Annotated in this window: 20 protein-coding genes and 1 tRNA gene; 11 read left to right on the forward strand and 10 right to left on the reverse strand. The window is 59.2% G+C overall.

Features of this window, described 5'->3' with window-relative positions; translation table 11 throughout:
* Window positions 1-101 precede the first annotated feature (101 nt).
* Window positions 102-947, forward strand: coding sequence for a glycosyltransferase family 2 protein (locus tag EDD77_RS16460; RefSeq protein ID WP_058963161.1), 846 nt, complete (start codon window positions 102-104; stop codon window positions 945-947).
* Between the two features lie 65 nt (window positions 948-1012).
* Here EDD77_RS16460 and EDD77_RS16465 read toward each other — a convergent pair whose 3' ends face one another.
* Entirely contained in the window at window positions 1013-2545 is a 1533-nt protein-coding gene (locus EDD77_RS16465) for an amidase domain-containing protein (RefSeq protein ID WP_058963162.1), read from the reverse strand.
* A gap of 150 nt (window positions 2546-2695) precedes the next feature.
* Window positions 2696-4480 (reverse strand): aminopeptidase P family protein, encoded by a 1785-nt coding sequence (locus EDD77_RS16470; RefSeq protein ID WP_077138483.1) that lies wholly within the window; start codon window positions 4478-4480, stop codon window positions 2696-2698.
* A 280-nt stretch (window positions 4481-4760) separates the two neighbouring features.
* On the opposite strand from EDD77_RS16470, the gene EDD77_RS16475 reads away from it, so the two are divergent.
* From EDD77_RS16475 to EDD77_RS16485, 3 genes are all read left to right on the forward strand, one after another.
* Window positions 4761-5939 (forward strand): CobW family GTP-binding protein, encoded by a 1179-nt coding sequence (locus EDD77_RS16475; protein WP_058963164.1) that lies wholly within the window; start codon window positions 4761-4763, stop codon window positions 5937-5939.
* 22 nt (window positions 5940-5961) lie between these two features.
* Entirely contained in the window at window positions 5962-6912 is a 951-nt protein-coding gene (locus EDD77_RS16480; protein WP_058963165.1) for a TIGR03943 family putative permease subunit, read from the forward strand.
* 97 nt (window positions 6913-7009) lie between these two features.
* On the forward strand, window positions 7010-7354 hold the full coding sequence (locus EDD77_RS16485; RefSeq protein WP_058963166.1) for a hypothetical protein: 345 nt from the start codon (window positions 7010-7012) through the stop codon (window positions 7352-7354).
* A 141-nt stretch (window positions 7355-7495) separates the two neighbouring features.
* Here the strand turns inward: EDD77_RS16485 and rny are convergent, their stop codons facing one another.
* Window positions 7496-9052 (reverse strand): ribonuclease Y, encoded by a 1557-nt coding sequence (rny, locus tag EDD77_RS16490; protein WP_132587447.1) that lies wholly within the window; start codon window positions 9050-9052, stop codon window positions 7496-7498.
* A gap of 666 nt (window positions 9053-9718) precedes the next feature.
* On the opposite strand from rny, the gene thrS reads away from it, so the two are divergent.
* A complete protein-coding gene (gene thrS, locus EDD77_RS16495; protein ID WP_058963167.1) occupies window positions 9719-11653 on the forward strand; it encodes a threonine--tRNA ligase in 1935 nt (644 codons plus the stop codon).
* A 201-nt stretch (window positions 11654-11854) separates the two neighbouring features.
* A complete protein-coding gene (locus tag EDD77_RS16500; protein WP_058963168.1) occupies window positions 11855-12118 on the forward strand; it encodes a hypothetical protein in 264 nt (87 codons plus the stop codon).
* 126 nt (window positions 12119-12244) lie between these two features.
* Here EDD77_RS16500 and EDD77_RS16505 read toward each other — a convergent pair.
* Both EDD77_RS16505 and EDD77_RS16510 read right to left on the reverse strand, forming a co-directional pair.
* Window positions 12245-12320 (reverse strand) — tRNA-Lys (locus EDD77_RS16505).
* A gap of 26 nt (window positions 12321-12346) precedes the next feature.
* Window positions 12347-12751: a hypothetical protein gene (locus EDD77_RS16510; RefSeq protein WP_132587448.1), complete on the reverse strand. Its 405-nt coding sequence runs from the start codon at window positions 12749-12751 to the stop codon at window positions 12347-12349.
* Between the two features lie 14 nt (window positions 12752-12765).
* Here EDD77_RS16510 and EDD77_RS16515 point away from each other — a divergent pair, with 14 nt between their 5' ends.
* The 3 genes from EDD77_RS16515 to EDD77_RS16525 all read left to right on the forward strand — a co-directional run bounded on the left by EDD77_RS16515 (window position 12766) and on the right by EDD77_RS16525 (window position 16742).
* Window positions 12766-13971 (forward strand): DUF3048 domain-containing protein, encoded by a 1206-nt coding sequence (locus tag EDD77_RS16515; protein ID WP_132587449.1) that lies wholly within the window; start codon window positions 12766-12768, stop codon window positions 13969-13971.
* A gap of 94 nt (window positions 13972-14065) precedes the next feature.
* Window positions 14066-15361, forward strand: a complete 1296-nt coding sequence (locus EDD77_RS16520) for a DUF3048 domain-containing protein (protein WP_058963170.1) — start codon at window positions 14066-14068, stop codon at window positions 15359-15361.
* A gap of 466 nt (window positions 15362-15827) precedes the next feature.
* A complete protein-coding gene (locus tag EDD77_RS16525) occupies window positions 15828-16742 on the forward strand; it encodes an AEC family transporter (protein WP_058963171.1) in 915 nt (304 codons plus the stop codon).
* Window positions 16743-16815: 73 nt separating this feature from the next.
* On the opposite strand, the gene EDD77_RS16530 is transcribed toward EDD77_RS16525, so the two are convergent.
* Window positions 16816-17451, reverse strand: a complete 636-nt coding sequence (locus tag EDD77_RS16530; RefSeq protein WP_058963172.1) for a histidine phosphatase family protein — start codon at window positions 17449-17451, stop codon at window positions 16816-16818.
* Window positions 17452-17742: 291 nt separating this feature from the next.
* On the opposite strand from EDD77_RS16530, the gene EDD77_RS16535 reads away from it, so the two are divergent.
* On the forward strand, window positions 17743-18435 hold the full coding sequence (locus tag EDD77_RS16535; RefSeq protein ID WP_058963173.1) for a helix-turn-helix domain-containing protein: 693 nt from the start codon (window positions 17743-17745) through the stop codon (window positions 18433-18435).
* A gap of 71 nt (window positions 18436-18506) precedes the next feature.
* On the opposite strand, the gene EDD77_RS16540 is transcribed toward EDD77_RS16535, so the two are convergent.
* From EDD77_RS16540 to EDD77_RS16555, 4 genes are all read right to left on the reverse strand, one after another.
* Window positions 18507-18749 (reverse strand): AbrB/MazE/SpoVT family DNA-binding domain-containing protein, encoded by a 243-nt coding sequence (locus EDD77_RS16540; RefSeq protein ID WP_087180701.1) that lies wholly within the window; start codon window positions 18747-18749, stop codon window positions 18507-18509.
* A 247-nt stretch (window positions 18750-18996) separates the two neighbouring features.
* Window positions 18997-20004 carry a tryptophan--tRNA ligase gene (gene trpS, locus EDD77_RS16545; RefSeq protein WP_058963174.1) on the reverse strand — a complete coding sequence of 336 codons (1008 nt, stop codon included), beginning with the start codon at window positions 20002-20004 and terminating at the stop codon, window positions 18997-18999.
* 87 nt (window positions 20005-20091) lie between these two features.
* On the reverse strand, window positions 20092-21189 hold the full coding sequence (locus EDD77_RS16550; RefSeq protein ID WP_058963175.1) for a hypothetical protein: 1098 nt from the start codon (window positions 21187-21189) through the stop codon (window positions 20092-20094).
* Between the two features lie 15 nt (window positions 21190-21204).
* A complete protein-coding gene (locus EDD77_RS16555; protein ID WP_058963176.1) occupies window positions 21205-22608 on the reverse strand; it encodes an MBOAT family O-acyltransferase in 1404 nt (467 codons plus the stop codon).
* Between the two features lie 202 nt (window positions 22609-22810).
* Between EDD77_RS16555 and gltX the strand changes: the two genes are divergently transcribed.
* Window positions 22811-24262: a glutamate--tRNA ligase gene (gltX, locus tag EDD77_RS16560; RefSeq protein WP_058963177.1), complete on the forward strand. Its 1452-nt coding sequence runs from the start codon at window positions 22811-22813 to the stop codon at window positions 24260-24262.
* Window positions 24263-24406: the final 144 nt, after the last annotated feature.

Genomic DNA, 24406 nt, shown 5'->3' on the forward strand with positions numbered 1-24406 from the left:
CAAGACACTCTCATTCTAACAGCTTAGGCAACGATACGGAAAAGACACGGCTGGCTGCCGTGCCTTAAACCGTAAATATATTGTAATAGGAGGAATCAGGGATGGAGCAGCCGCTGGTCAGTGTGATCGTGCCGGTTTATAACGCAAAGCTGCACATTGCCCGCTGTGTGGAAAGCATCCGCAGACAGAGCTATCCGAATCTGGAGATTATTCTGGTGAACGACGGCAGCAGCGATGTGAGCCTGCAGGTGGCGGATGTGTACGCCCGGGCAGACAAGCGCATCCTGCTCATTGATAAGGACAACAGCGGTGTGTCCGCCACCCGGAATCTGGCCATCTCGATGGCCACCGGAAAATATCTGCAGTTTGTGGACAGCGACGATTACCTTGCCCCGGACGCCACCCGCCTGCTGGTGGAAAAGGCGGAGCAGAACACCGCCGATCTGGTGATTGCCCCCTATTACCGGGTGGAAACCCACAAGCCCCTCTTTTCCAAAAACGAGGAGGACAGCTACCAGACCATTGAGCAGTACGGCTTTCTGGATGCCGGCTTTTACGATAAGACCACCTTTGCGCGTGGCCTGATGAAGGAGCCCGCCAGCTTTTACTACGGTGTGATGTGGAACAAGCTCTACCGGCGGGACATTGTGCATAACCATAACATCCAGTGCAACGTGGAGCTGGGCTGGAGCGAGGATCTGCTGTTCAATCTGGAATACATCCGCTATGCCTCCCGCTTCTATGCGCTGGAGCAGCCGGTGTATTACTATGTGAAGAATCCCCAGAGCATCACTGCCACCCAGCTGGGGCTGCGTAACACTATGAAGATGCTTTCCACCAAGGCCAGCCTGTTTGCCTACTATAAAAAACTCTACGAGGATCTGGGCCTTTATGAGGAAAACCGGCTTCAGATCTACAAATATCTGGTGGCAGTGGCCGAAGCCTGAACCGGAAATCAATCCATAAAAAAGCGAGCCTGCCCGGGAATTGCTCCCGGGGCAGGCTCGCTTTTTCAGCTGTTGTAGCCCAGAACATGAATCAGCCGCACGTCCGCATAGGCGTAGGCGCTCATGGGCCAGTCGATCCGGTCGGTGGTGTTGGAGGCGATGAGAAAATCCACCGGCTGGCCGCTGGTGTCGCTGATTACCTCGGTCACCAGCACCGAGTGCTTCCATTCGCCGTCCGCTCCGTACTGGAGCACATCGCCGGGCTGGGCGGTGTAGAGGTTGGCGTCCGCCTCGGCCACAAGGCCGTAGCCGCTGTTTTCCTTCACATAGGTGTAAAATTCATCCACGCCGCTCCAGCTGGAGGAACGGCCCCGGGCCTCGGCGTAGGAGTTGGGCACGTCGCTGTACCATTTCCACTGCTGGGTGTCGTAGCCATAGATGTCCATGGGAATGCCCCCGGCGTACAGGCACTGGGAGGTGAAGTTGTTGCAGTTTCCGCCGTAGTCGTCGTAGATGCCCCACTGGGGATTGCGGGTCATGGCGGTCAGCCCCACCCACTGGCGGGCGTAATCCACCGCTGCCTGCCGGTCGTAAGCCATATCGCAGGAAAGGCCGCTGCTCTGGCCATCCGGGTCTGCCAGATACTGCTGACGCTGGCTGGAAAGCTTCTCCACATCCGCTTTGGCAGCGGCGGTCAGCTGGCTCAGGGTGTTCTGAACACCGCTCTCTCCGCCGGAGGACTGCCGACTGTACACATCCCGTACCAGATTGAAGCCGTCCTCGGTCTTTTCGTGGGCCAGAATTTTTCCGTCGGCAGAGAAGGTGAAGGTATTCTCAATGCCGCAGCTGGAGCTGGTGCGGCCATCCAGAAAGGCAAACTGGATCTGGTCGTCCTCCTGCAGGGTCACGGTGATGTTCTCGCCCTCCCAGGAGCAGTCCTCCACCGTCAGGCCGATGGTAAAGCCGGTCATGGTCAGATCCACCGGCTGCATGGCCCGCACCTGACTGATGAAGTCCACGCTGGCCTCATCCAGCAGGCAGGCTTCCCGGGCGTCGGCGCTTTGGCCGTACAGATCGTCCAGCTGGGGGGCTTCCAGCCGGGCAGAGGCGTTATAGCAGCGCACGAACCATTCGGTCAGGGTATCCTGCACCTCCTGCGGCAGCGCATCGCCGCCGGAGCGGAATACGCATTCGCCCAGATCCTGAACCGCAGGGGCGGGTTCCCCTTCGGTCAGTGCGCCGGAAGCGTCCGCCCCGGCGGGCAGGGCATGCTGTGTGGACCAGACGAAGGTGAAGCCCAGAATCAGGCAGCTGATCAGTGCTGCCAGCCCCCAGGGCAGAAGGGAACCGCGGCGTCGGCGGTCAGGTGCCGCCTGCCGGGGCGCGGGCTGGCCGGAGGGCGCACGCCGTGTTGGCTGCTGCTGTGGCCGGCGCACCTGCCGTTTTTGGGCCTGGGGCGCATACCGGGTTTCCAGAGAGGAACGACGGGGGGCGGCGCGCTTTGCAGGAGCACGGCGAACCGGACGGCCCGGCTGTTCCGGTGCCTGCCGGCGGCCCGCCCCGGAATGGTATTTCCAGCCTTCGGGGGGATTGGCCATCGTCTCGTTCCTCCTTCGCAAGATTGTTCTATTAGACGTATTATACCGCCCCGATGTAACGAAACTGTATCGAAGGGGGGCGCAAAGTTGTAAATTTTGGCGGCTGAAGGCAAAAATCCCCCGGAACAATCCGGGGGATAAAAGCAGCAATCAGTCCAGAGGCTTGGTCTTTTCGGCAAGCCATGCGGCCTCCGCCTCGGTCAGCAGGGGAGCAAGATCCCGGTAGGTCTCGGCATGGAAGGCGTTCAGCCAGGCCTTCTCGTCCGCGTCCAGCAGCTCGGGGCGAACGGGGGTCAGGTCGATGGGGCAGCGGGTCATGGACTCGAAGCCAAGGAACTGGCCGTACTGGTTCTTCACCCGCTCCACACACAGCAGCTCGTTCTCGATGCGGATGCCCACCTCGCCCTCTTCGTAGATGCCGGGCTCGTCGGTGATGGTCATGCCGGGCTCGAAGGGCACATGGTTGGTTACCCGCAGGCTCTGGGGGCCTTCGTGCACGCCGCCGATGAAGCCCACGCCGTGGCCGGTGCCGCAGCGGTAGTCGATGCCGTGCTGCCACACCGCGGCCCGGGCCATCACATCCAGATTGCCGCCGGTGCAGCCGGAGAGGAACTGGAGCTTGGCGATGTCGATGTGGCTCTTCAGAACATAGGTGTAGTAGGTGCGCTCGTTCTCGGTCAGCTCACCCAGCGCATAGGTGCGGGTGATGTCGGTGGTGCCGTCGTTGTACTGTCCGCCGCTGTCCACCAGCAAAAAGCCCCGCTTTTCCAGTTTGGTGCAGTTGTCCGGGGTGGCGTGGTAGTGCATCATGGCGGCGTTGGCGCCGTAGGCGGCAATGGTGTCGAAGCTCACGCCCAGGTTGCCGGGCTGCGCAGCACGCAGCTCCATCAGTTTGCGGTCCACATCCACCTCGGTGATCTCGGCGTTTGCGGCCAGCTGCTGCTCCAGCCAGATCTGGAAACGCACCATGGCCACGCCGTCCTTCACATGGCAGTTCATCAGGTTTTTGATCTCGGCGCCGTTCTTCACGCCCTTCATGGCCTGAATGGGATCCTCACCCATCTGCACCGTGAAGTTGGGGTTCTGGCACAGGGCGCTGTAAATAGCCCAGTTGGTGGAACCGTCCACCAGAATTACCCGGTTGTGATGGTAGCCGGTCAGGGTGCCCAGAAGCCGGTCATACGCATCCACGCCCACGCCCTGCGCCCGCAGCGCGGCGGTGGCCTCCTCGGGCAGGCGGCTCTGGTCGATGAACAGGGTGGCGCTGGTGGCGGTCACGAAGCAGTAGGCCAGAGCGAAGGGGGTGCAGTCCAGATCAGCGGCCCGCAGATTCAGCAGCCAGGCCACACTGTCCAGCCGGCTTACTACCATGGCGGAAGCACCGTTCTCGGCCAGCTTTTGGCGCAGGCGGGCCAGCTTTTCCGCGGCAGAAGCACCGGCGGTCTCGTCGTCCACAAGCCAGGCGGGGGTGGAGGGAACCGGGGGACGGTCCTCCCAGATGGAGCTGACCAGATCGACGGACAGCACCTTCGCGCCCTTCTTTGCCAGAGCCCTTTCCAGCCCCTGCACGGTTGCGGTGGGGGTAACCATGCCGTCCAGCGCCAGCATCTGGCCCTCGCCCAGAGCATCCGTCAGGTACTCGGTCACAGTGGGGGTACCCTCCACGGCGATCTTCTGCAGCTGGATTTCACTGCCGGCCAGCTGGCGCTCGGCCTGGATGAAATACCGGCCGTCCGCCCAGAGGGCGCTGGCGGTATCGGTTACCACAAGGGTGCCCATACTGCCGGTGAAGCCGGAGAAATAGGCCCGGGCCTTCCAGTGGTCGGGCAGATACTCACTGGAGTGGGGATCCGATGAAGGGATCAGGCAGGCATTTGCCCCGGCGGCCTGCATGGCAGCCCGCAGCTGGGCAATCTTTTCGTTGGTGGTTTTCATGGAATCTGTTCTACCTCTTTTCCCACAGCGGGCGCGTTCAGGGCCCGCCGTGCAAAATCGTGTTAAATTTATATTAACACGCTAAAGCAGTTTTTAAAAGGGAGAGGGGCAGAAAAACGCAAAATTTCGCAAAAAGTACACGGCCGGAACCCGCGCGATGACCTTGACAAAGATAGTATAATAAGAAACAGAACGACCGTTTTCCAGCGGGCGGCTCCAGGGGCGTATCACCGCCCCGGCGGGGCGGTTCTGCGCAAGATAAAAGGAGATAAGAACCATCATGACCAAGATTGATATTTTTTCCGGCTTTCTGGGCGCCGGCAAGACCACGCTCATCAAGAAGCTGATTGCCGAGGCCTACGCGGGCCAGAAGCTGGTGCTCATCGAGAATGAGTTCGGCGAGATCGGCATCGACGGCGGCTTTCTGAAGGAGGCCGGCATCGAGATCACCGAGATGAACTCCGGCTGCATCTGCTGCAGCCTGGTGGGCGACTTCCGGGAGGCTCTGAAGAAGGTTATTGATCAGTACCAGCCGGACCGCATCCTGATCGAGCCCTCCGGCGTGGGCAAGCTGAGCGACGTGACCAAGGCCGTGCAGGGCATTGCCGCCGAGCGGGATGTGCAGCTGAACAGCTTTGTGACCGTGGCGGACGTGAACAAGGTGCGGCTGTACATGAAGAACTTCGGTGAGTTCTACAACGACCAGATCAGCCATGCCAATGCCATCATTCTGAGCCGTACCGGCGCTGCCAGTGAGGACAAGATCGCCCGCGCCGTGACCATGATCCGGGAGAAGAACCCGGAAGCCACCATCGTCACCACCGACTGGAACCAGCTGAAGGGCAAGCAGATTGTGGATGCCATGGAGTCCAAGCGGGACTTCGTGAAGGAGCTGCTGGAGGAGATCCAGGTATGCCCCGAGTGCGGCCATCACCACGACCATGATGAGGAGTGCGGCTGCGGCCATGACCATGACCACGAGCACCACCATCACGATCACGACGGCGAGTGCGGCTGCGATCACGACCATGACCACGAGCACCATCATCACGATCATGACGGCGAGTGCGGCTGCGATCACGACCATGACCACGAGCATCATCATCACGATCACGACGGCGAGTGCAGCTGCGGCTGCGGCCATGACCACGACCATCATCACCACCATCATCACCACCATGACGCCGACGAGGTGTTCACCAGCTGGGGCCGTGAGACTGCCCGCGTGTTCACCGAGGAGGAAATCCGCACCGCTCTGGAAGAGCTGGACAGCGGCAAGTACGGTGTGGTACTGCGTGCCAAGGGCATTCTGCCCGGTGCAAACGGCTGGATCTACTTCGACCATGTGCCCGGTGAGGCGGACGTACGCGGCGGCGCCGCGGATGTGACCGGCCGCCTGTGCGTGATCGGTTCCAAGCTGGACGAGGCTGCTCTGGAGCAGCTGTTCCATCTGGCCTGAGCCGCAGGGAGGGAAACGTAACGTGAAAGAGATTCCGGTATACCTGTTCCTGGGCTTTCTGGAAAGCGGCAAGACCCGCTTTGTGCAGGAGACCATGGAGGATCCCCAGTTTGACTCCGGCGACAAAACTCTGCTGCTGGTGTGCGAGGAGGGCGAGGACGAATACGACGCCGATAAATTTGCCTTCGGCGGTGTGAGCGTGGAGCTCATTGAGGACAAGGAGCAGCTGAATCCCACCCATCTGGCCGAGCTGGTGAAAAAGACCGGCGCGGGCCGGGTGGTGCTCGAATACAACGGCATGTGGATGGTGCAGGATCTGTACGAAGCCATGCCGGAGAACTGGGTCATCTACCAGACCATCGGCACCGCCGACGCGAACACCTTCCGCATGTACTTCGACAACATGCGCCAGCTGTTCCTGGATAAATTCGCCCAGTGCGAACTGCTGGTGGTGAACCGGGCCGACGGCCTGACCGCTGAGGATCAGGAGTTCGTGCACAAGGCGGTGCGCCAGGCCAGCCGCCGGTGCGATATCGCCTACGAATACGCCGATGGCAGCGTGGCTTACGACCAGCTGCCGGACGAGCTGCCCTTCGACATCAACGCGGATGTGATCGAAATCGGCGACGAGGACTTCGGCGTATGGTATCTGGATGCCAGCGAGGATCCGGAGAAGTACGCGGGCAAAACCGTGCGCTTCACCGCCCAGGTCTGCCAGACCCCCCGGGTGGGGCAGAACCAGTTTGTGCCCGGCCGCTTCGCCATGACCTGCTGCGTGCAGGATATCCAGTTTGTGGGCTTCCCCTGCAAGTATGACGATGCGAAAAAGCTGGCTCAGCGCAGCTGGATCAAGATCACCGCCAAGGTGCGGGTGCAGTTCCACCCCCTGTTCGGCGGCAAGGGCCCGGTGCTCACCGCCCTTTCGGTGGAAGCCGCCCAGCCCCTGAAGGACGACGTGGTCACCTTCAGCTGATCGGTACGGCATCATAAATTGAAACAGACAGGGCCCGCTCCCGGGTTTGCACCGGAGCGGGCCCTGTGGTATACTACTCAAAAAGGAGGGAGTACCCATGGGATTTTTCAAGCGAATGATCTCCATTATTCTGGGCATTGCGGCGGGCGCTGTGGCCTATAAGCTGCTGAACGATTACAACAAGAGTGCCCACATTGAAGGTGAGTATGTGGAAGTGCCCACCGAACCGGAGCAGACCGGAGCCGGCCAGGCTGAGCCTGAACCGGAGCCGCAGCCGGAAGCCACGGCCTATCCCCAGCGGCCGGATCGGGGCCCCAACCCCAACCCGGTGACCCTGGGCGCGGCGGAAAAACCTCTGGACGAGAACGGAAAGCTGGACCCCACCCGCATTGCCAGTGCCGAGGATTTCGGTGACTGGGACGATCTGGGCTGCCAGGGCTGATCGGATTCGAAGAACCAACGCAAACAAAAACAAAAACCGGCCCGCAGGGAAGCGTTTCTCCCCGCGGGCCGGTTTGTTTTTGCGGCAAAAAAGCCCCCGGTGGAGATTTTTCCACCGGGGGCTCGTTGTATGGTTGAAAGATTACTTGGCGTATTCCACTGCGCGGCTTTCGCGGATCACGTTCACCTTGATCTGGCCGGGGTAATCCAGCTCTTCCTCGATCTTCTTGGTGATGGAACGGGCCAGCAGAATCAGCTGGTCGTCGCTGATGGCATCCGGCTTTACCATGATGCGCACCTCGCGGCCGGCCTGCACGGCAAAGGCGTTTTCCACGCCCTCGAAGCTGCAGCTGATCTCTTCCAGATTCTCCAGCCGCTTGATGTAGCTTTCCAGGTTCTCGCGGCGGGCGCCGGGCCGTGCGGCGCTGATGGCGTCGGCGGCCATCACGATGAAGGCCAGCGGAGTCTTGGGCTCCACATCGCCATGGTGCGCCTCAATGGCGTGAATAATGGCGGGGTTCTCCTTGTACTTGCGGGCAATCTCCACACCGATCTGGATGTGGCTGCCTTCGATCTCGTGGTCCAGAGCCTTGCCGATGTCATGCAGCAGACCCGCGCGGCGGGCCTGGGTCACGTTCACGCCCATCTCGCTGGCCAGCAGACCGGACAGATAGGAAACCTCCAGAGAGTGGTTCAGCACGTTCTGGCCGAAGCTGGTGCGGAACTTCAAGCGGCCCAGCAGCTTCACGATATCGGGATGGATGCCGTGGATGCCCACCTCCATCACCGCACGCTCGCCCTCCCGCTTCATGGACAGCTCCAGCTCACGGCGGCACTTCTCCACCGTCTCCTCAATGCGGGCGGGGTGGATGCGGCCGTCGGCAATCAGGCGCTCCAGCGTCATGCGGGCCACCTCACGGCGTGCCTGGTCGAAGCTGGACAGGGTGATGGCTTCGGGGGTGTCGTCGATGATCAGGTCCACGCCGGTGGCGGTTTCCAGGGCGCGGATGTTGCGGCCCTCGCGGCCGATGATGCGGCCCTTCATCTCGTCGTTGGGCAGAGGAACCACACTTACGGTGGTCTCGCTGGAATGGTCAGCGGCACACCGGGCGATGGCCTGGCCGATCATCTCGCGGGCCATGGTGTCGCACTCGTCCTTCAGGTTGGACTCGTAGGCGCTGATGCGCATGGCCTTTTCGTGGGTCAGCTCCTGATCCAGGCGGTTCAGCAGCAGGTGCTTGGCGTCCTCCTGGGTCAGGCCGGCAATGGTTTCCAGCTTTTCCATCTGGCGCAGTTTCAGCTGTTCCAGTTCGTCCAGCTTCGCCTCCACCAGCTCGCTGCGGCGGCGCTGCTCCTCTTCCTTCTGCTCCAGAGCGGCCACCTTCTTGTCCAGGGATTCCTCCTTCTGGTCCAGGCGGCGCTCCTGGCGGCTCAGCTCGCTGCGGCGCTCCTTGATTTCCTTGTCGGCCTCGGTTTTCATGCGCAGGGCTTCGTCCTTGGCCTCGATTACGGTTTCCTTGCGTTTCTGTTCTGCGGCTTTGATGGCGTCGTTCACAATCCGCATTGCTTCTTCTTCGGCGCTGCCGATCTTTGCTTCAGCGGTTTTGCGGCGGTAGCTCTGGCCCAAAAAAAAGCCTGCGGCCACACCGACGGCGATTGCAACGACTGCCACCACTACCAATGTGATAATGGACGGCAATGTTTTCAACTCCTCAAATAAAACTGGTATCTGAGATGATCGCCATGGTGCAGGGGCAGACCGACTGTTTGTGGGGCCTTAAACGAACGGCACGCAGCACAACGATACCGCCACACAGGCGGTGCGGCAGAAGCGGGGAAGCGGGCTGAATTGGTTATCGCAAAGCAACAGAATATGTTGCCAATGTTCGTTTGGAAATATTCACACCATTTTGCTTATATTTCACAAAAGCAGGGTGAACCCTGCGGCAAATCATCTAATATACTTACCTTTTATTTTAATGACGAGTTCACAAATTGTCAAGAAATATTGACAATCCGGAAGGGAAGGTATAAGATAAGGCTGAACCTATCCCGCAAAAGCGCAGATGCGGACATGAGCGGGCGGGCAAAACGCGGATAGAGAAGGCCGCCGTTCCCCATTTGGGAGCGTGCTGAGAGCGGCTGCGCGCAGTGCCCCCACAGCTTACCACCGCGGAGCGCGGGGGCGAACCCCCGCCGGCAAGGGCCCGTTATCGCCCAAACGAGTGGGCGCATACAGTGCGCAATTCGGGTGGAACCGTGGAGCTTTTTGATGCTTCATCCCGTTATTGTTTTACGGGATGGGGCATTTTTCTTTTTTTTCGCCCCTTTCGGGCGAAGCGATCAAACGGGAGGTCGAACAGTTATGATTAAAGTTGATTTGAAGGGCACCGTCAAGGAATTCGAAGCGGGCGTATCCGCTGCCGAGGTTGCCAAGAGCATCGGTATGGGCCTGTACAAGAGCGCCTGTGCCGCCAAGGTGGACGGTCAGGTGTGCGATCTGCGCACCGTGCTGGACAAGGACTGCGCGCTGGAGATCCTGACCTTTGCGGACGAGGAAGGCAAGCATGCCTTCTGGCACACCGCCGCCCATGTGATGGCCCAGGCCATCCAGCATCTGTACCCCGAAGCCCACTTCGGCATCGGCCCCGCTCTGGAGAGCGGCTGGTACTACGACATCGGCGGTGTGAAGCCCTTTACGCCGGATCAGTTCGCCGGCATTGAAGCCGAGATGAAGAAGATCGCCAAGGCGGATCTGCCGGTGGAAAAGCGCATCATCACCGTGGAGGAGGGCCGCGAGATCTTCGCCGGCCAGCCCTACAAGCTGGAGCTGCTGGAAGAGTACGCTGAGAAGGGCTGGGAGCTGAGCGTTTACCAGCAGGGCGACTTCGTGGACCTGTGCGCCGGCCCGCACCTGATGAGCACCGGCGCGGTGAAGGCCGTGAAGCTGACCCAGGCCACCAGCGCCTACTGGCGCGGCGACTCCAATCGCGACAGCCTGTGTCGCATGTACGGCATCGCCTTCCCCAAGGCCAGCGAGCTGGAGGAGTACCTGAAGCAGCAGGAAGAGGCCCTCAAGCGGGACCACAACAAGATCGGCCGTGAGCTGGAGTACTTCACCACGGTGGATGTGATCGGTCAGGGCCTGCCGGTCATGCTGCCCAACGGCGCCCGCGCCATCCAGCTGCTGCAGCGCTGGGTGGAGGACACCGAGCAGAAGAGGGGCTACCTGCTGACCAAGACCCCCCTGATGGCCAAGCGCGATCTGTACAAGATCAGCGGCCACTGGGATCACTATCTGGACGGCATGTTCATTCTGGGCGACCCCCACGACGAGACCAAGGAGTGCTTCGCCCTGCGTCCCATGACCTGCCCCTTCCAGTATCAGGTTTACCTGAACCGCAAGCGCAGCTACCGTGATCTGCCCATGCGTCTGGGCGAGACTTCCACCCTGTTCCGCAATGAGGATTCCGGCGAGATGCACGGCCTGATCCGTGTGCGCCAGTTCACCATCAGCGAGGGTCACATCGTGCTGCGTCCCGACCAGCTGGAAGAGGAGTTCCGCGGCTGCCTGGAGCTGGCCAAGGAAATGCTGGATACCCTGGGCCTGGGCGAGGATGTAAGCTACCGCTTCAGCCAGTGGGATCCCAACCGTAAGGATAAGTACGAGGGCACCGCCGAGCAGTGGGAGGAAGCCCAGGGCCTGATGAAGAAGATTCTGGATCATCTGGGTCTGGACTACAAGGTGGGCATCGACGAGGCCGCCTTCTACGGCCCCAAGCTGGACATCCAGATCAAGAATGTGTTCGGCAAGGAAGATACCCTGATTACCATCCAGATCGACATGCTGCTGGCTCAGAAGTTCGGCATGACCTATGTGGGTGAGGATGGTCAGGAGCACACCCCCTACATCATCCACCGCACCTCCATCGGCTGCTACGAGCGTACTCTGGCCCTGCTGCTGGAGAAGTACGCCGGCGCTCTGCCCACCTGGCTGATGCCCACGCAGGTGGAGATCATCCCCATCACCGAGCGTCAGCACGCCTACGCCCGCCAGCTGCACGAGAAGCTGGAGGCTGCCGGCATCCGTGTGGACACCGACTACCGCAGTGAGAAGATGGGCTACAAGATCCGCGAGGCCCAGCTCAAGAAGATCCCCTACATGCTGGTTGTGGGCGACAAGGAGATGGAAGAGGGCCTGGTTGCCGTTCGTGCCCGCAAGGAGGAGAAGGGCGGCGTGATGACCCCCGATGCCTTCATCGGCCAGATCCTCACCGAGATCGCCACCAAGGAGCGCTGATCCGTAGCATTTGCACGGAATATTTTACCTTTAAAAGAGCCGCACCCGACCGGGTGCGGCTCTTTTTGCGCGTGTGCTGTCCGGCTGGAAAATTTGACCGGAACTTTACAACCCCTTCACCCAAAAGCGATAGACCTGCCAACCGGACGGGTCTAAACTGAAACCAGAAGCAACCGGATAAAAGCAAGGGGGAAATGGAAAATGCGGAAAAAAGAACAACTGGACTGGATGATTGGCTCTCTGCGCACGCTGGCCGCACTGGTGGGTGTGCTGCTGCTGGCCTTTGGCGCGGCTCCCGGCGTGCTGGCTGCCGGAACCCAGCAGGCGGCGCAGGCCCCGGCTGTGGCAGGGCAGACCGGAACGGTGATCTGGGGTGTGGTCTTTGCACTGGCGGCTCTGGGCATCATCACTGCCGAGATCGCCCGCAAAAAGCACGATGCGAACCACAAAACCGAAGAGAGCTGAAACCGCGGGCAAAACAAAAACTCCCCCGGCCTCAATGAAAGGAAAACGGGGGAGTGTTAAGTGAAAAGTGAAGAATGAAGAGTAAATAAGGAAAAATCCCGGGCGCTTTCGCGTCCGGGATTTTTTTGGTGAACCATCGGAGACTCGAACTCCGGACCCTCTGATTAAAAGTCAGATGCTCTACCGACTGAGCTAATGATTCACGCTGTTTACAGCTTGTTTATTATATCAATCCGCCATCACTTTGTCAAGCGGTTTTTTCAAAAAAACAGCAGAGAAAGCCTTAAGGCTGTTTTTGACCCTGAAAGTGCCGCCAAAAATTACAAAGTGTTTACAAACGGCCAAAAAATGAGTATGATAAGAATAGCCCATCGTTTCAAGAACGAGCGGTTGGGGCGTGGGGATTCCGCTTTGATCTCCACGCTGAAGCCTGGGAAAAACTTTCAATGGATTTGATTCACAAACTTTTTCCTGGGATTTTGGCGAAAGTGCGTAAAAATTCCCGTTTGCTTTACAACGATTCTGAGTGGGAGTAAAATGGGAAAAACGGGGGTGCAGCGCCCCCGGCGCGAGAAAAGGGCTTTCCGCATGGGTGCGCCCCGGCTGCGGCCTGTGCAAAAAATACACAGACAAATGGAGAGAATCACATGAAGCGATTGATGAGTGTCGTATTGGCTGTACTCATGGCGGCCAGCGTATTCACCGCCTGCGGCGGCAAGGGTGAGACCACCAGTGGCGAAGGCGGGCAGGGAGCATCCAGCCCCGCGGCTACGCCGGAACCCACGCCGGAGCCCTATGAGGCCCAGGTTCTGACCGGCTACGAAAAGGACATTGACTATCCGGAAGGCGAGCGCATCACCGCCGTTATGGTGAATAATATTCAGGCATGCCGGCCCCAGCGCGGCCTTTCCGCGGCGGATATCCTGTTCGAGATCAAGGTAGAAGGCGGAATTACCCGCTTTATGGCGGTGTTCACCGACTATAACGATATTCCCGAGATCGGTCCCATCCGTTCCGCCCGCGACCAGTTCTTCCGTCTGGTTCTGCCCTGGCAGCCGCTGTATGTACATGTGGGCCAGAGTGTGGTGCAGCGCCAGTACATCGAGGACTACAGCTATGAGGAGTGGGATCTGGAGGGCAACACTGCTGCCGGTCTGATCTATCGGGATAAAAACCGTTTGAACTGGGCGGGCAACACCGTGGCCACCGAGCACACTGCCTACACCAACGGCGAAAAGATCGCTGAGTACATTGAAAGCCAGAACATCGACGACCGCCGCAGCTACAATTCCACCTTCTTTGATTTTGTGGATTACCGTGACCCGGCCGTGATTCCCGCAGGCAATTTTGTGGAGGGCGATAACAACGCCGAGCGTGTGACCATCCGCCACTCCCAGAGCTACCGTACCCAGTTCGACTACGACGCCTCTCTTGGTCAGTACAAGATGGCTCAGTATTACTCCAGTCTGGGCAGCTACCGGGATACCATCGATGAAAACAACGATCAGCAGCTGATGTTCGACAATGTGATCGTGCTGTTCACCGATATCCACACCTATCCCGGCCACGAAGCCAAGGATCTGCAGTATGCCGAGTACAGCTGGGGCGGCGTTGGTTACTACTGCTACGGCGGCAAGATCGAGAAGATCCGCTGGGAGAAGGGTACCCCGCTGGACACTCTGCGTCTGGTAACCTTCGATACCCAGGAGCCCTTCGAAATCAACTGTGGCAAGAGCTATGTGACCGTGGTGGATATCGACGAGGCCGAGAGCTTCAAGTGGGAGCCTCTGGCCACCGCGCAGGACACTCAGGAAGCACCCACCAGCGAAACCTTCGTGGAAAACGAGGATTGATCATAGTTTGATCCAGGGCCTGTCTGCCAAAAATGGACAGGCCCTGTTTTACACTCCAGCAAAGCACAACATAAGGGGAAGGGGAAACACACAGATGAGAGTATTTTACAAAGCGGCGGCGCTGGCACTGAGCCTGGCGCTGCTGGCCGGCTGCGGCAAAGGGGCGGATTCCTCCCAGGCACAGGCCTCTGCGTCCAGCCAGGCGGCCTCTTCGCAGGCGGAGCAGCAGGTGCCGGAGCTGCCGCAGGCGGAAAACGATATGCCCATGCCTGCCGAGGGCATCAGTGCGCTCACCGGTCGTGAGACCGAGTATTACGGCCAGCGCCCGGTGGCTGTGATGCTCTACAACGACAAGGCGGCCTGGCCCCAGTGGGGCATCGGCGATACCGAACTGCTGATCGAGGCAAACACCGAAGGGCAGGGCAGCTGGCTGATGGCCGTGTACGACGGCGTGGATGCGCTGCAGAAGGTGGGCCCGGTGGGCCAGGGGCGGGACCTGTTTTTGCAGATGGTCATGCCTCTGCAGGCCATTCCCATGTATGTGGGCAGCGATGCCTACACCTCCAATCTGGTGAACTATTACGGATACCAGCCGCTGGACGGCATCTACACCGGAACCAGTGCCTTTGATCTGGATACCGAGCGTGCAAAACTCTATCTGGAGCAGTACAGCTGGTACACCACCAGCAGTCTGGTACCCGGCGCGCTGGGGCTGTATGGTCAGAGCAGCGAGGGAAAACCAAACAGCTTCTTCCAGTTTGCCGAGGGCAGCGTTCCCCAGAACAGCCAGGGCTATGAGCTGGCCATTACCTACGGCAGCGAGCGCACTGCCCGTCTGGTCTACAACCCGGATGATCAGCGCTACTATCTGCGGGAAGGCGATACCCCCCAGACTGACGCCAACCGCCCGGAGGACAGTGAGGTTCGCTTCTCCAATGTGATCCTGCTCATGGCTTCCAGCGGCATGAAGGACAACGGTGTGACCCGCCAGTACGATCTGAGCGGCGGCGAAGGGCTGTATCTGAGCGGCGGCGGGGTACAGACCATTCGTTGGGAAAAGGGCGACGCCATGGCCCCGCTGAAGCTGTATGACCAGAATGGCAGCATGCTGAATGTGCAGCCCGGCCGCACCTATCTGGGCATTTATGGCGGCTTTGCGGGCCAGAGCCTGAAGCTGCTGGATGCCTCGGGCGCGGAGCAGGCGTTGCCTTCCGCTCCCGCACCACTGCCCACCGCTGTGCCCACGCCCAGCCCGGAGCCTACGCCGGAGCCCACACCGGAGCCGGTACCCACCGAGGCTCCTGTGCCGGAATCCCAGCCGGTGGCGGAAAGCGTTCCTGCTTCCCAGCCGGTGACAGAAAGCGTTCCGGCCTCGCAGCCGCAGGGCTGATCAAGCGCCAGGCGCATTTTTGCCGGATGGGCCGTGCAGGCGAAAAAAGCAAAAAGAGCATCTGCAGAACATGCAGATGCTCTTTTTTGTGTTGAGTGTAAAGCAACCACCAGCTACGCTGGTGCGAATTACTTGCTTTAGCATTTAGTTTGCGAGCGAAGCGAGATGACAAACTAATTGCCTACCATATAGAGAGAAAATATGGTTTTGGGATTTTGCTCGTTTACGAGCCGTAGGGCAAGAAATGCAGATGGCAGAATTTTTCGTGGCCCCTTAAGGGGCTTTGCTAGTATAATGCCCTTATAGGGCTTACTCAAACCACCGGCTAAGCCGGTGGTTTTGATTGTCCGGCAGGATGAGAGGAATGCCCCGGCTGTGGAAGAGGTTTGTGCGGTTTTTCCATGGTGCAAATTTTGGGGCAGCGGTATAAAAAAATGGTTGCGATAAAAAAGGGGGGATTGGGTCCATGGGGACCGTTTTCGTAAAATCTGTTTCGTTTCTGTTTATCATTCTGCTGGGGGTTGCGTTTCGCAGCCTCGGAATTTTCGGAGAAAAGGATCATAAAATAATCAGCAGCATTGTGCTCAAAATCACCCTGCCCGCTGCGGTGATCAGCAGCACCGCCAATATGGACTGGCAGCCGAAGCTGCTTTTGATTCCGTTGCTGGCTCTGGCAGTGAGCTGGGGGATGATCGGCCTGGGCTTGCTGCTGAGCCGGGGACGTTCGGCAGGCGAGCGGGCGCTATATATGCTCAACCTGCCCAGCTGGAACATTGGCGCGTTCGCGCTGCCGTTTCTTCAGAGCTTTCTGGGGGCACAGGCGGTGATGGCAGCCTGCCTGTTTGATGTGGGCAATTCCATCATGTGCACCGGCGGCAGCTATGCACTGGTCTCGGTGGTATGCGGCGGGGAAAGGCCGGACCTGAAAAGCGTGGGCAAAAAGCTGATCACTTCGGTGCCGTTTGTCACCTATCTTACCATGCTGGCGCTGGTGATGCTGCGAATTACGGTGCCGCAGGGCCTGCTGGATTTTACCAACCCGATTTCCGTGGCAAATCCTTTTCTGGCCATGCTCATGATCGGAGCCATGTTCCGGGTCGAGGCAAAGCCGGAATATATCTGGAGCGCGGGGAAGGTGCTGTGCATCCGTCTGGCTGTGGCGCTGATTCTTGCGGCGGGGATCCTTGCATTGGCTCCCTTTTCGCTGGAAATGCGCCGGGGACTGGCCGTGCTGGTCTTTGCGCCCATCTCGGTGATCGCTCCTGCCTTCACCGAGCAGTGCGGCGGCGACGGCGGCCTTGCCAGCTTTATCAATTCCCTGTCCATCCTGCTGGGCGTGGCAGGCATGCTGGCGGCGCTGTTTGCGCTGGGCGTGATGTAAAAAAGAAAGCAAAACCCAAAAGCAGCCCCGGAACAAAGCTCCGGGGCTGCTTTTACAATTGCGGTTGGGAAAATCAGGCTTCGTCATCCAGATAGCCGAAGGGTACAATGTCCACTGCTTCCACGATACCATCCCGCATCCAGAGAGCCGCGTCGGTGCGCAGGGTGTAACCCGCGCCGGGGTCGGCCATCCAGTCCTCGGGCTTGTGCCGGGGCAGGGCCTTCTGGGCCAGCATGCTCATGATCACGCCGCCATGAGTCACGCAGGCGGCCTCCTCGGTGCCGGAGCGGATCAGGTATTCGAACAGCTTCATCAGAGTTTCGCCGCAGCGCTGGTGGAACTGGGCCGTGGGCTCCGCGCCCTGGGGCGTAAAGCCGGAGGTGGGGTCCATCCAGCGGGCGAACTCCGGTTCGTGCACCAGTTCATTCACCTTGCGGCCCTCAAATACGCCGAAGCCGGCCTCCCGCAGCTGGTCGATGGCCAGCTTTCGGGCGGTGGGGAAAAGAATGTCCGCGGTCTGGGTGGCTCGCAGCAGGGGCGAGGTGAACACCAGCGAAGGCTGGGGATATTCAAAGCGGCTGCGCAGCTCCTCCAGCTGGGCGCGGCCTTCGTCGCACAGGGGCAGGTCGGTGCCGCCGCCCACATACAGCCCGTCCAGATTGCCCCGGGTCAGCCCGTGGCGGATCAGGTGCAGGGTAAAGGTTTTCAAAAAAATCCCTCCTGAAAACAGATCAATAGATTACAAAATGGTAACATAATACTAAATGGAAAATTCTTGAAACACAATATTTAGAAAAGAATTCCTGCTTATTATCATACATCTAGGTGCCAAAGTCAATATTTAGGCAAAACCTACGAAAAAACAAAAAGAAAATTGGCGAAATTTGTATTTACAAAGCGTTTTGGTTGTTTTATAATTTACGATACGTAATTGTCTCCGCGGGTGGCCTGTGCCCGATGCGGACAGGACGGACTTGCGGAACGAAGAGGTAGAGAGTGCATGACGACTGAATTTAACCGGATCATTACCCTGCTGCGCAAAGAGCGGGGCATCACCCAGAAGCAGGCGGCTGCGGATCTGGGTGTATCCCAGGCGCTGCTGTCCCACTATGAGAAGGGCATTCGCGAATGCGGCCTGGATTTTGTGGTGCGCGTGGCGGAGTATTATGATGTGTCCTGCGATTATCTGCTGGGCCGCAGCCCGGACCGCAACGGCCTGACCCTGCGGGTGGAGGATATTCCCAACCCGGATTCTGCGCGGGACAGCATCTATCGCGGCAGCACCCTGCCCACCATGAACAAAAAGCTGATCTCCAACAGCCTGAATATCCTGTACGACAAGCTGGGCGCCAGCCAGAACAGCGATCTGATCAGCGAGGTGAGCGGCTATCTGAGCGTGGCGGTTTATAAGATGTTCCGCCTGCTCTATTCCTCCAATGCCAAAAATGCCAGCAGCCTGTTCAGTGTGAGCAACGGCCGGTGGAGCGGATATTCCTCCGCTGCCATGGACACTGCCGAAGCCAATGTGGCTGCCATTCTGGCCGGCGAAGAGGTGGGCAGCAGCGCCCCCATGAAGGATACCAGCTGCTTTGCCATGACCAGCCAGAGCCTGGAGCAGGATTACCGCCTGTATTCCGGCAGCCTGATGATGCTGATCAAAAACAGCGAAAAGCGCATCGACAAGCAGAAATAATCCAAAAGAAAAGACCGGAACCACCAGGGTTCCGGTCTTTTTATTTTGCTGCAAACAGCAGTTGCTCCGGTTCACAGCTGACCGATGGCCTTGCGGCACTCGGCGCAGATGTTACGGCCGTGGAACTGCATCACGCCTTTGGCCTCACCGCAGAATACGCAGGCAGGCTGATACTTTTTCAGAATGATCTCGTCGCCTTCCACGAAGATCTGCAAAGAGGAATCCTGGTCGATCTCCAGCACGCGGCGCAGCTCAATGGGCAGCACAATACGGCCCAGATTATCGATCTTTCGGACCATGCCAGTGGATTTCATAATACGATCTCTCCTTTTTGTCTGGAATTGGGTTTTGGGAAAAAAGCCGGTCATAAAAACGGATGGGAAGGGAATGCCCGTCCGTTTGCTCCATTATAAACCACCATGGAAAAAATGTCAATATATGGTAAATAATTGGAAATACATTTTTTTCAGGGCGAAATACGGTGTTCAGGTGCAAAAAAAGGGCCCGCCCCGCCCGCTGCAAAAGCAAACGGGCGGCAGCGGGCTGCCGAAGGGCGCTGCATCACAGCTGCAGCATGCCCACTTTTTTGTAAACCTTGCTGACCATCCGATCCGCCATGCGGCTGGCCTTTTCGGCGCCCTCGGCCAGAACGCCGTCCAGATAGGTCTTGTCCGCCAGAATGCGGGCGTATTCCTCCTGGATGGGGCGGAAGGCATCGATCACGCTGCCGGCCACGGCCTCCTTGAACACGCCGTAACCCTGGCCCTCGAACTCCTTCTCGATGGCGGCAAAGTCCTTGCCGGTGAGCACGCTGTAAATGCTCATCAGGTTGGTTACACCGGGCTTGTCCTCGCTGGCACGCACGGTACCCTCGCTGTCGGTCACGGCGCGCTTGAACTTGCGCAGAATGGTGTCTGCGTCGTCGGTCATCAGGATGAAGCTGTTGGCGTTGGTGTCGGACTTGCTCATCTTCTTTTCCGGCTCCTGCAGGCTCATGATCTTGGCGCCGGTCTTGGCGATGTAGGGCTCGGGCAGGATGAAGGTGGGGCTGTACTGGTTGTTGAAGCGCTGGGCAACATTACGGGCCAGCTCCAGATGCTGCTTCTGATCCACGCCCACGGGCACCAGATCCGCATTGTATACCAGAATGTCCGCCGCCATCAGTACCGGATAGGTGAACAGGCCGGCGTTCACGTTGTCGGCGTGCTTGGCGCTCTTGTCCTTGAACTGGGTCATGCGGCCCAGCTCGCCGAACTGGGTGTTGCAGGCCAGAATCCAGGAAAGCTCCGCATGGGCGCGCACATGGCTCTGCACAAACAGCACGCTCTTTTCGGGATCAATGCCGGTGGCCAGCAGCATGGCCGCAGCCTCCCGGGTCTGACGGCGCAGGGCCGCGGGATCCTGACGCACGGTTATGGCGTGCAGATTCGCCACCATATACAGGCAATCAAATTCCTCCTGCAAAGCGCCCCAGTTGCGCACTGCGCCCACATAGTTGCCCAGGGTAAAGGTACCGGTGGGCTGGATGCCGGACAGGATGCGCTTCTTGCGCTGCATTTCTTCACTCATTGTTTCTGCCTCATTTCTTTCGGGGCGCCGCAAAGCGCCCGTGACTGATACTTTGTATTATAGTCGCTGGCCGTGTGCTGTCAAGCCTTACTGTGCCAGCCGCAGCGGGTTGCCGCTGTCGGCCAGGGCGGCGTCCAGATAGTCGGTGTCAATCAGGCCTTCCAGAATGGTGCTCTGGTCGGCCAGCTGGCGGGTGAGCCGGGCATAGACCCGGTCGCCGCCGTGGTAACCGTCGATGTATTCGTCGTCGCTGGTATCGGGCATGTAGCTGAAGTCATAGACCTCGTAGCCATAGGGCTCGCACAGCTCGGTGAGGATTTTGGGAATCCAGTCGAAATAGCCGTAGTTGCCGCTTTCCGCCATCCGTTCATAGACGCTTGGGGCGTAGGGCGGGATGATCAGCACCACCTGAATCCCGTTGTCGTTGCACCAGGCCAGCAGGCTTTCCACCACCTCGGTGCTGGTGGGATACACATACTCGCCGTATTCAAACCGGTTGGTCCCCTTCAGAATCCGGTCAAAGGTATCGTGGAAGCCCACGTCGGTGCCCTCTTCCGGGTGATCCAGCAGCCGGCCGTAACAGTAGCTGCCGTCCGGGTTGAAGCCGCTGCCCCGGCCCACCGCCGCCATGCCGTATACATTGGGGTGGGGGGCAAACACATCCAGCAGAGAGTATTTGCCGTCGGCCCAGCCGCGCATGGCCTCGGAAAGGGCGGTCTTGGCGGAAAATTCATAGTGGCCGTAGTCAAAGGCCTCCGGCATGCCGCCGGTGCCCACCCAGGCCTGGTTGAAAAAATACTGATCCATCACCATGATCAGGGTATCGGGCAGGCTGTCCTCGGGCAGGTTCTCCAGAAAATACTGGAACTCGTTGATGTAGCCGCTGCCGCCGCCTGCATTGTAAAAGCTGTCGGTGGTGAAGAACTCGCTGTGGAACTGCATGCTGCGGCTGGTGCCCAGCACCAGCAGATCTGCGCCCTTGCCGCTGGCCACCAGATGCTTGTAATAGCGGGTGTTGTCCCGGTAGGCAAGGCCCAGAAAAGCGGGTTGGCCGTCCAGCACCATCTGGGCAACCTCTTCTTCGGTGCGCCATTCGCCGCTGGAATACACCGCCAGCCCGAACACACCACACACCAGAAGCACCGGCACGAGAAACAGCGCCACAACTGCCAAAAATCGTTTCATATCTGCCGGTCCTCCTTAAAATGCAAAATAGACGTTCTGCAGGGTGCCTGCCGCGCCGAAGAACAGGCTGGCAAACACGCACAGATAGCACAGCACAACCAGCAGCACCGGCTTCTGCCGTGCAGCCCAGGCCCCGAAGCCCTCCTTGCGGGAGAGCCAGTCGATCCCGGCAGCCAGCAGGGCAAACAGACCCAGCCGAAGCATGGTGGTTGTGGTGTAGCCCAGCTGGGTGAAGCTTTCTTTCAGGTACTGCAGGCTGAAGGGAATGGGCTGGAACAGATACTGGGCTACCAGCTGCGCCTGATGCAGGGTGCCGGTCATGAAGAAGAACCAGCCGATGTTCACCAGAAGGAAGGTAAACAGGCACCCCGCCACCGAACGCAGCGGGCTGTTCTCGCTCTGATGCAGCGCACCCCAGAAGCGGGAGCGGGCCTTTTTGGTGGCTCTGCCGATCAGCAGATAAATGCCGTGCAGCGCGCCCCATACCAGAAAACCGGCGGTGGCGCCGTGCCATGCGCCGGAGGCCACGAAGGTGACCATGGTGGCCAGAATCAGCACCGGCACGCCGTTGCGGCTGCCGCCCAGGGGGATGTAGATGTAGTCCCGCAGAAAGCTGGAAAGGCTCACATGCCAGCGTCGCCAGAACTCGCCGATGCTCCGGGAGAAATAGGGGCTCAGGAAGTTTTCCTCCACCCGTATTCCCAGCAGGTTGGCCACGCCGATGGACATCTGGGAGTAGCTGGCAAAGTCAAAGTACAGGTACAGAGTGTAGGCCAGCAGCGACCAGACAATGCCCAGACTGTAATAATGGTCCGGCTGGTACAGCGCGCCCTGATAGCCTGCCAGCTGATCGGCCAGGCACTTTTTCAAAAACATGCCCCAGCAAAAGCGCACATAGCCGGTGTAGGCCAGCGCCCGGTCGAAGGCTGCGGCAGGGGCCTTCAGCTGCGGCAGCAGGCTGCCCGCCCGCTGAATGGGGCCGCTGGCCAGCTGGGGGAAAAAGCCCACATAGTTGAAGTAACACAAAGGGCATTTTTCGGCCGGGATGCGACCCTTTGCCACATCCGCCAGATAGCTGATGGTCTTGAACACATAAAAGCTCAGGCCCACCGGAGCCACCAGACTCTCGAACAGAGCGGGGGAGGCCAGCGGCAGGTATTTGTAGGAGGCCAGCGGAACAAGACAGAGAAGGATGCCCAGCCACATGGCCACGCGGCTTCCCTTTTGGGCCCACAGCCCGCAAAGATACCCCACCAGGCATAGAATGAGCAGGCAGATCACGGCTCTGGTCCCGAACAGCCCGGCAAAGACCAGGTTCGCCGCCGCCAGCAGCCAGGGCCGGGCCTTGGCGGGCAGGCCCCACCAACCGGCAAACACCAGCACGCCGAACCCGGCGAAGGACAAAGAAAGAAAATTCATGGAAACGCTCCTTTTTGCATGGAAAATGCCAACGGGTCTTTTCCTATTATAATAAAAGGGTCAAGGGCTTGTAAAGCGAAGAAGTTCTGCGCCCCGGTTGACAAGCCGATGCACGGCCTTTACAATAAACAAGAGAAATCAGTCGCCCGGAAAAGGGAAACTGCCTGCCCGGACGTCGAAGATAAAAGGAGAAGAAGCGATCATGGCGAACAATACCGTACGCACCCGTTTTGCGCCCAGCCCCACCGGCTATATGCACGTGGGCAACCTGCGCACCGCTCTGTATGCCTATCTGAAGGCAAAAAGCAAGGATGGCACCTTCATCCTGCGTATTGAAGACACCGACCAGGAACGCTATGTGGAAGGCGCGGTGGATATTATCTACAACACCCTGCGCCAGACCGGCCTTTTGTGGGACGAGGGCCCCGATGTGGGCGGCCCCGTGGGCCCCTATGTGCAGAGCGAGCGCATGGGCATGTTCAAGGAATACGCCGAGCAGCTGGTGAAGGCCGGTCAGGCTTACTACTGCTTCTGCACCCCCGAGCGTCTGGAAAAGATGCGGGAGGAGCAGAAGGCCGGCGGCGCCGTGGTGGGCCATTACGACGGCCACTGCCGCAACCTGAGCCAGGCCGAAATCGACGAGAAGCTGGCTGCCGGTGTGCCCTACGTCATCCGCCAGAAGATGCCCAAGGAGGGCGTGACCAGCTTTGACGACGTGGTTTACGGCCACATCGAGGTGAACAATGCCGAGCTGGAGGATCAGATCCTGATCAAGACCGACGGTATGCCCACCTACAATTTCGCCAACGTGGTGGATGACCACCTGATGGGCATCACCCATGTGATCCGCGGCTCGGAGTACCTGTCCAGCGCGCCCAAGTACAACCTGCTGTATCAGGCCTTCGGCTGGGAGGTTCCCACCTACATCCACTGCCCGCCCGTGATGAAGGACGCCCAGAACAAGCTGTCCAAGCGCAACGGCGACGCCTCCTATCAGGATCTGGTGGCCAAGGGCTACCTGAGCGAGGCCATTCTGAACTATATCCTGCTGCTGGGCTGGAGCCCCAAGGGTGAGGAGGAGATCTTCACTCTGGAGGAGATGGTCAAGATCTTTGATGAGTCCGGCATCAGCAAGAGCCCGGCCATCTTCGATCCCCTGAAGCTGCGGGCCATCAACGCGGAGTACATCCGCCGCCTGCCCGCGGAAAAATTCCGGGAAATGGCCGATCCCTGGATCGATCAGGCCGTGCATGTGGACATCGACCGGGATCTGCTGTGCGCCAATCTGCAGCCCCGCTGCGAAGTGTTGGGCGAGATCCCCGAGCAGCTGAACTTCTTTGATGCGGTGGTGCCCTACACCACCGACCTGTACACCAACAAAAAGCAGAAAACCAATCCCGAAACCGCAAAGCAGGCACTGGAAGCTCTGCTGCCTCTGCTGGAGAATCTGGCCGACTGGAACCGGGATGCCATTTTCGAGGCCTGCAAGGCAAAGGCCGAAGAGATGGGCGTGAAGAACGGCTGGCTGCTGTTCCCGCTGGGCATTGCCCTGTCCGGCAAGCAGCGCACCCCCGGCGGCGGCACCGATCTGGCTGCCATGATGGGCCGCGAGGAGACCGTCAAGCGCATCCGCGCCGCGCTGGAGCTGCTGTAAGCTCTGTTCTGTTTCAAAAAGCAAAAGCGCACAGCCTGCGGGCTGTGCGCTCAGCCTGTCGAAAAAGGTCACCGAAAGGTGGCCTTTTTCTCGTATTGAGGAAAAGAAAGCGGTATAATAGTGTGGGGGGATAAAAATGCTGGT

The sequence above is a fragment of the Allofournierella massiliensis genome, from assembly GCF_004345265.1.
GTDB classification, from domain to species: Bacteria; Bacillota; Clostridia; order Oscillospirales; family Ruminococcaceae; genus Allofournierella; species Allofournierella massiliensis.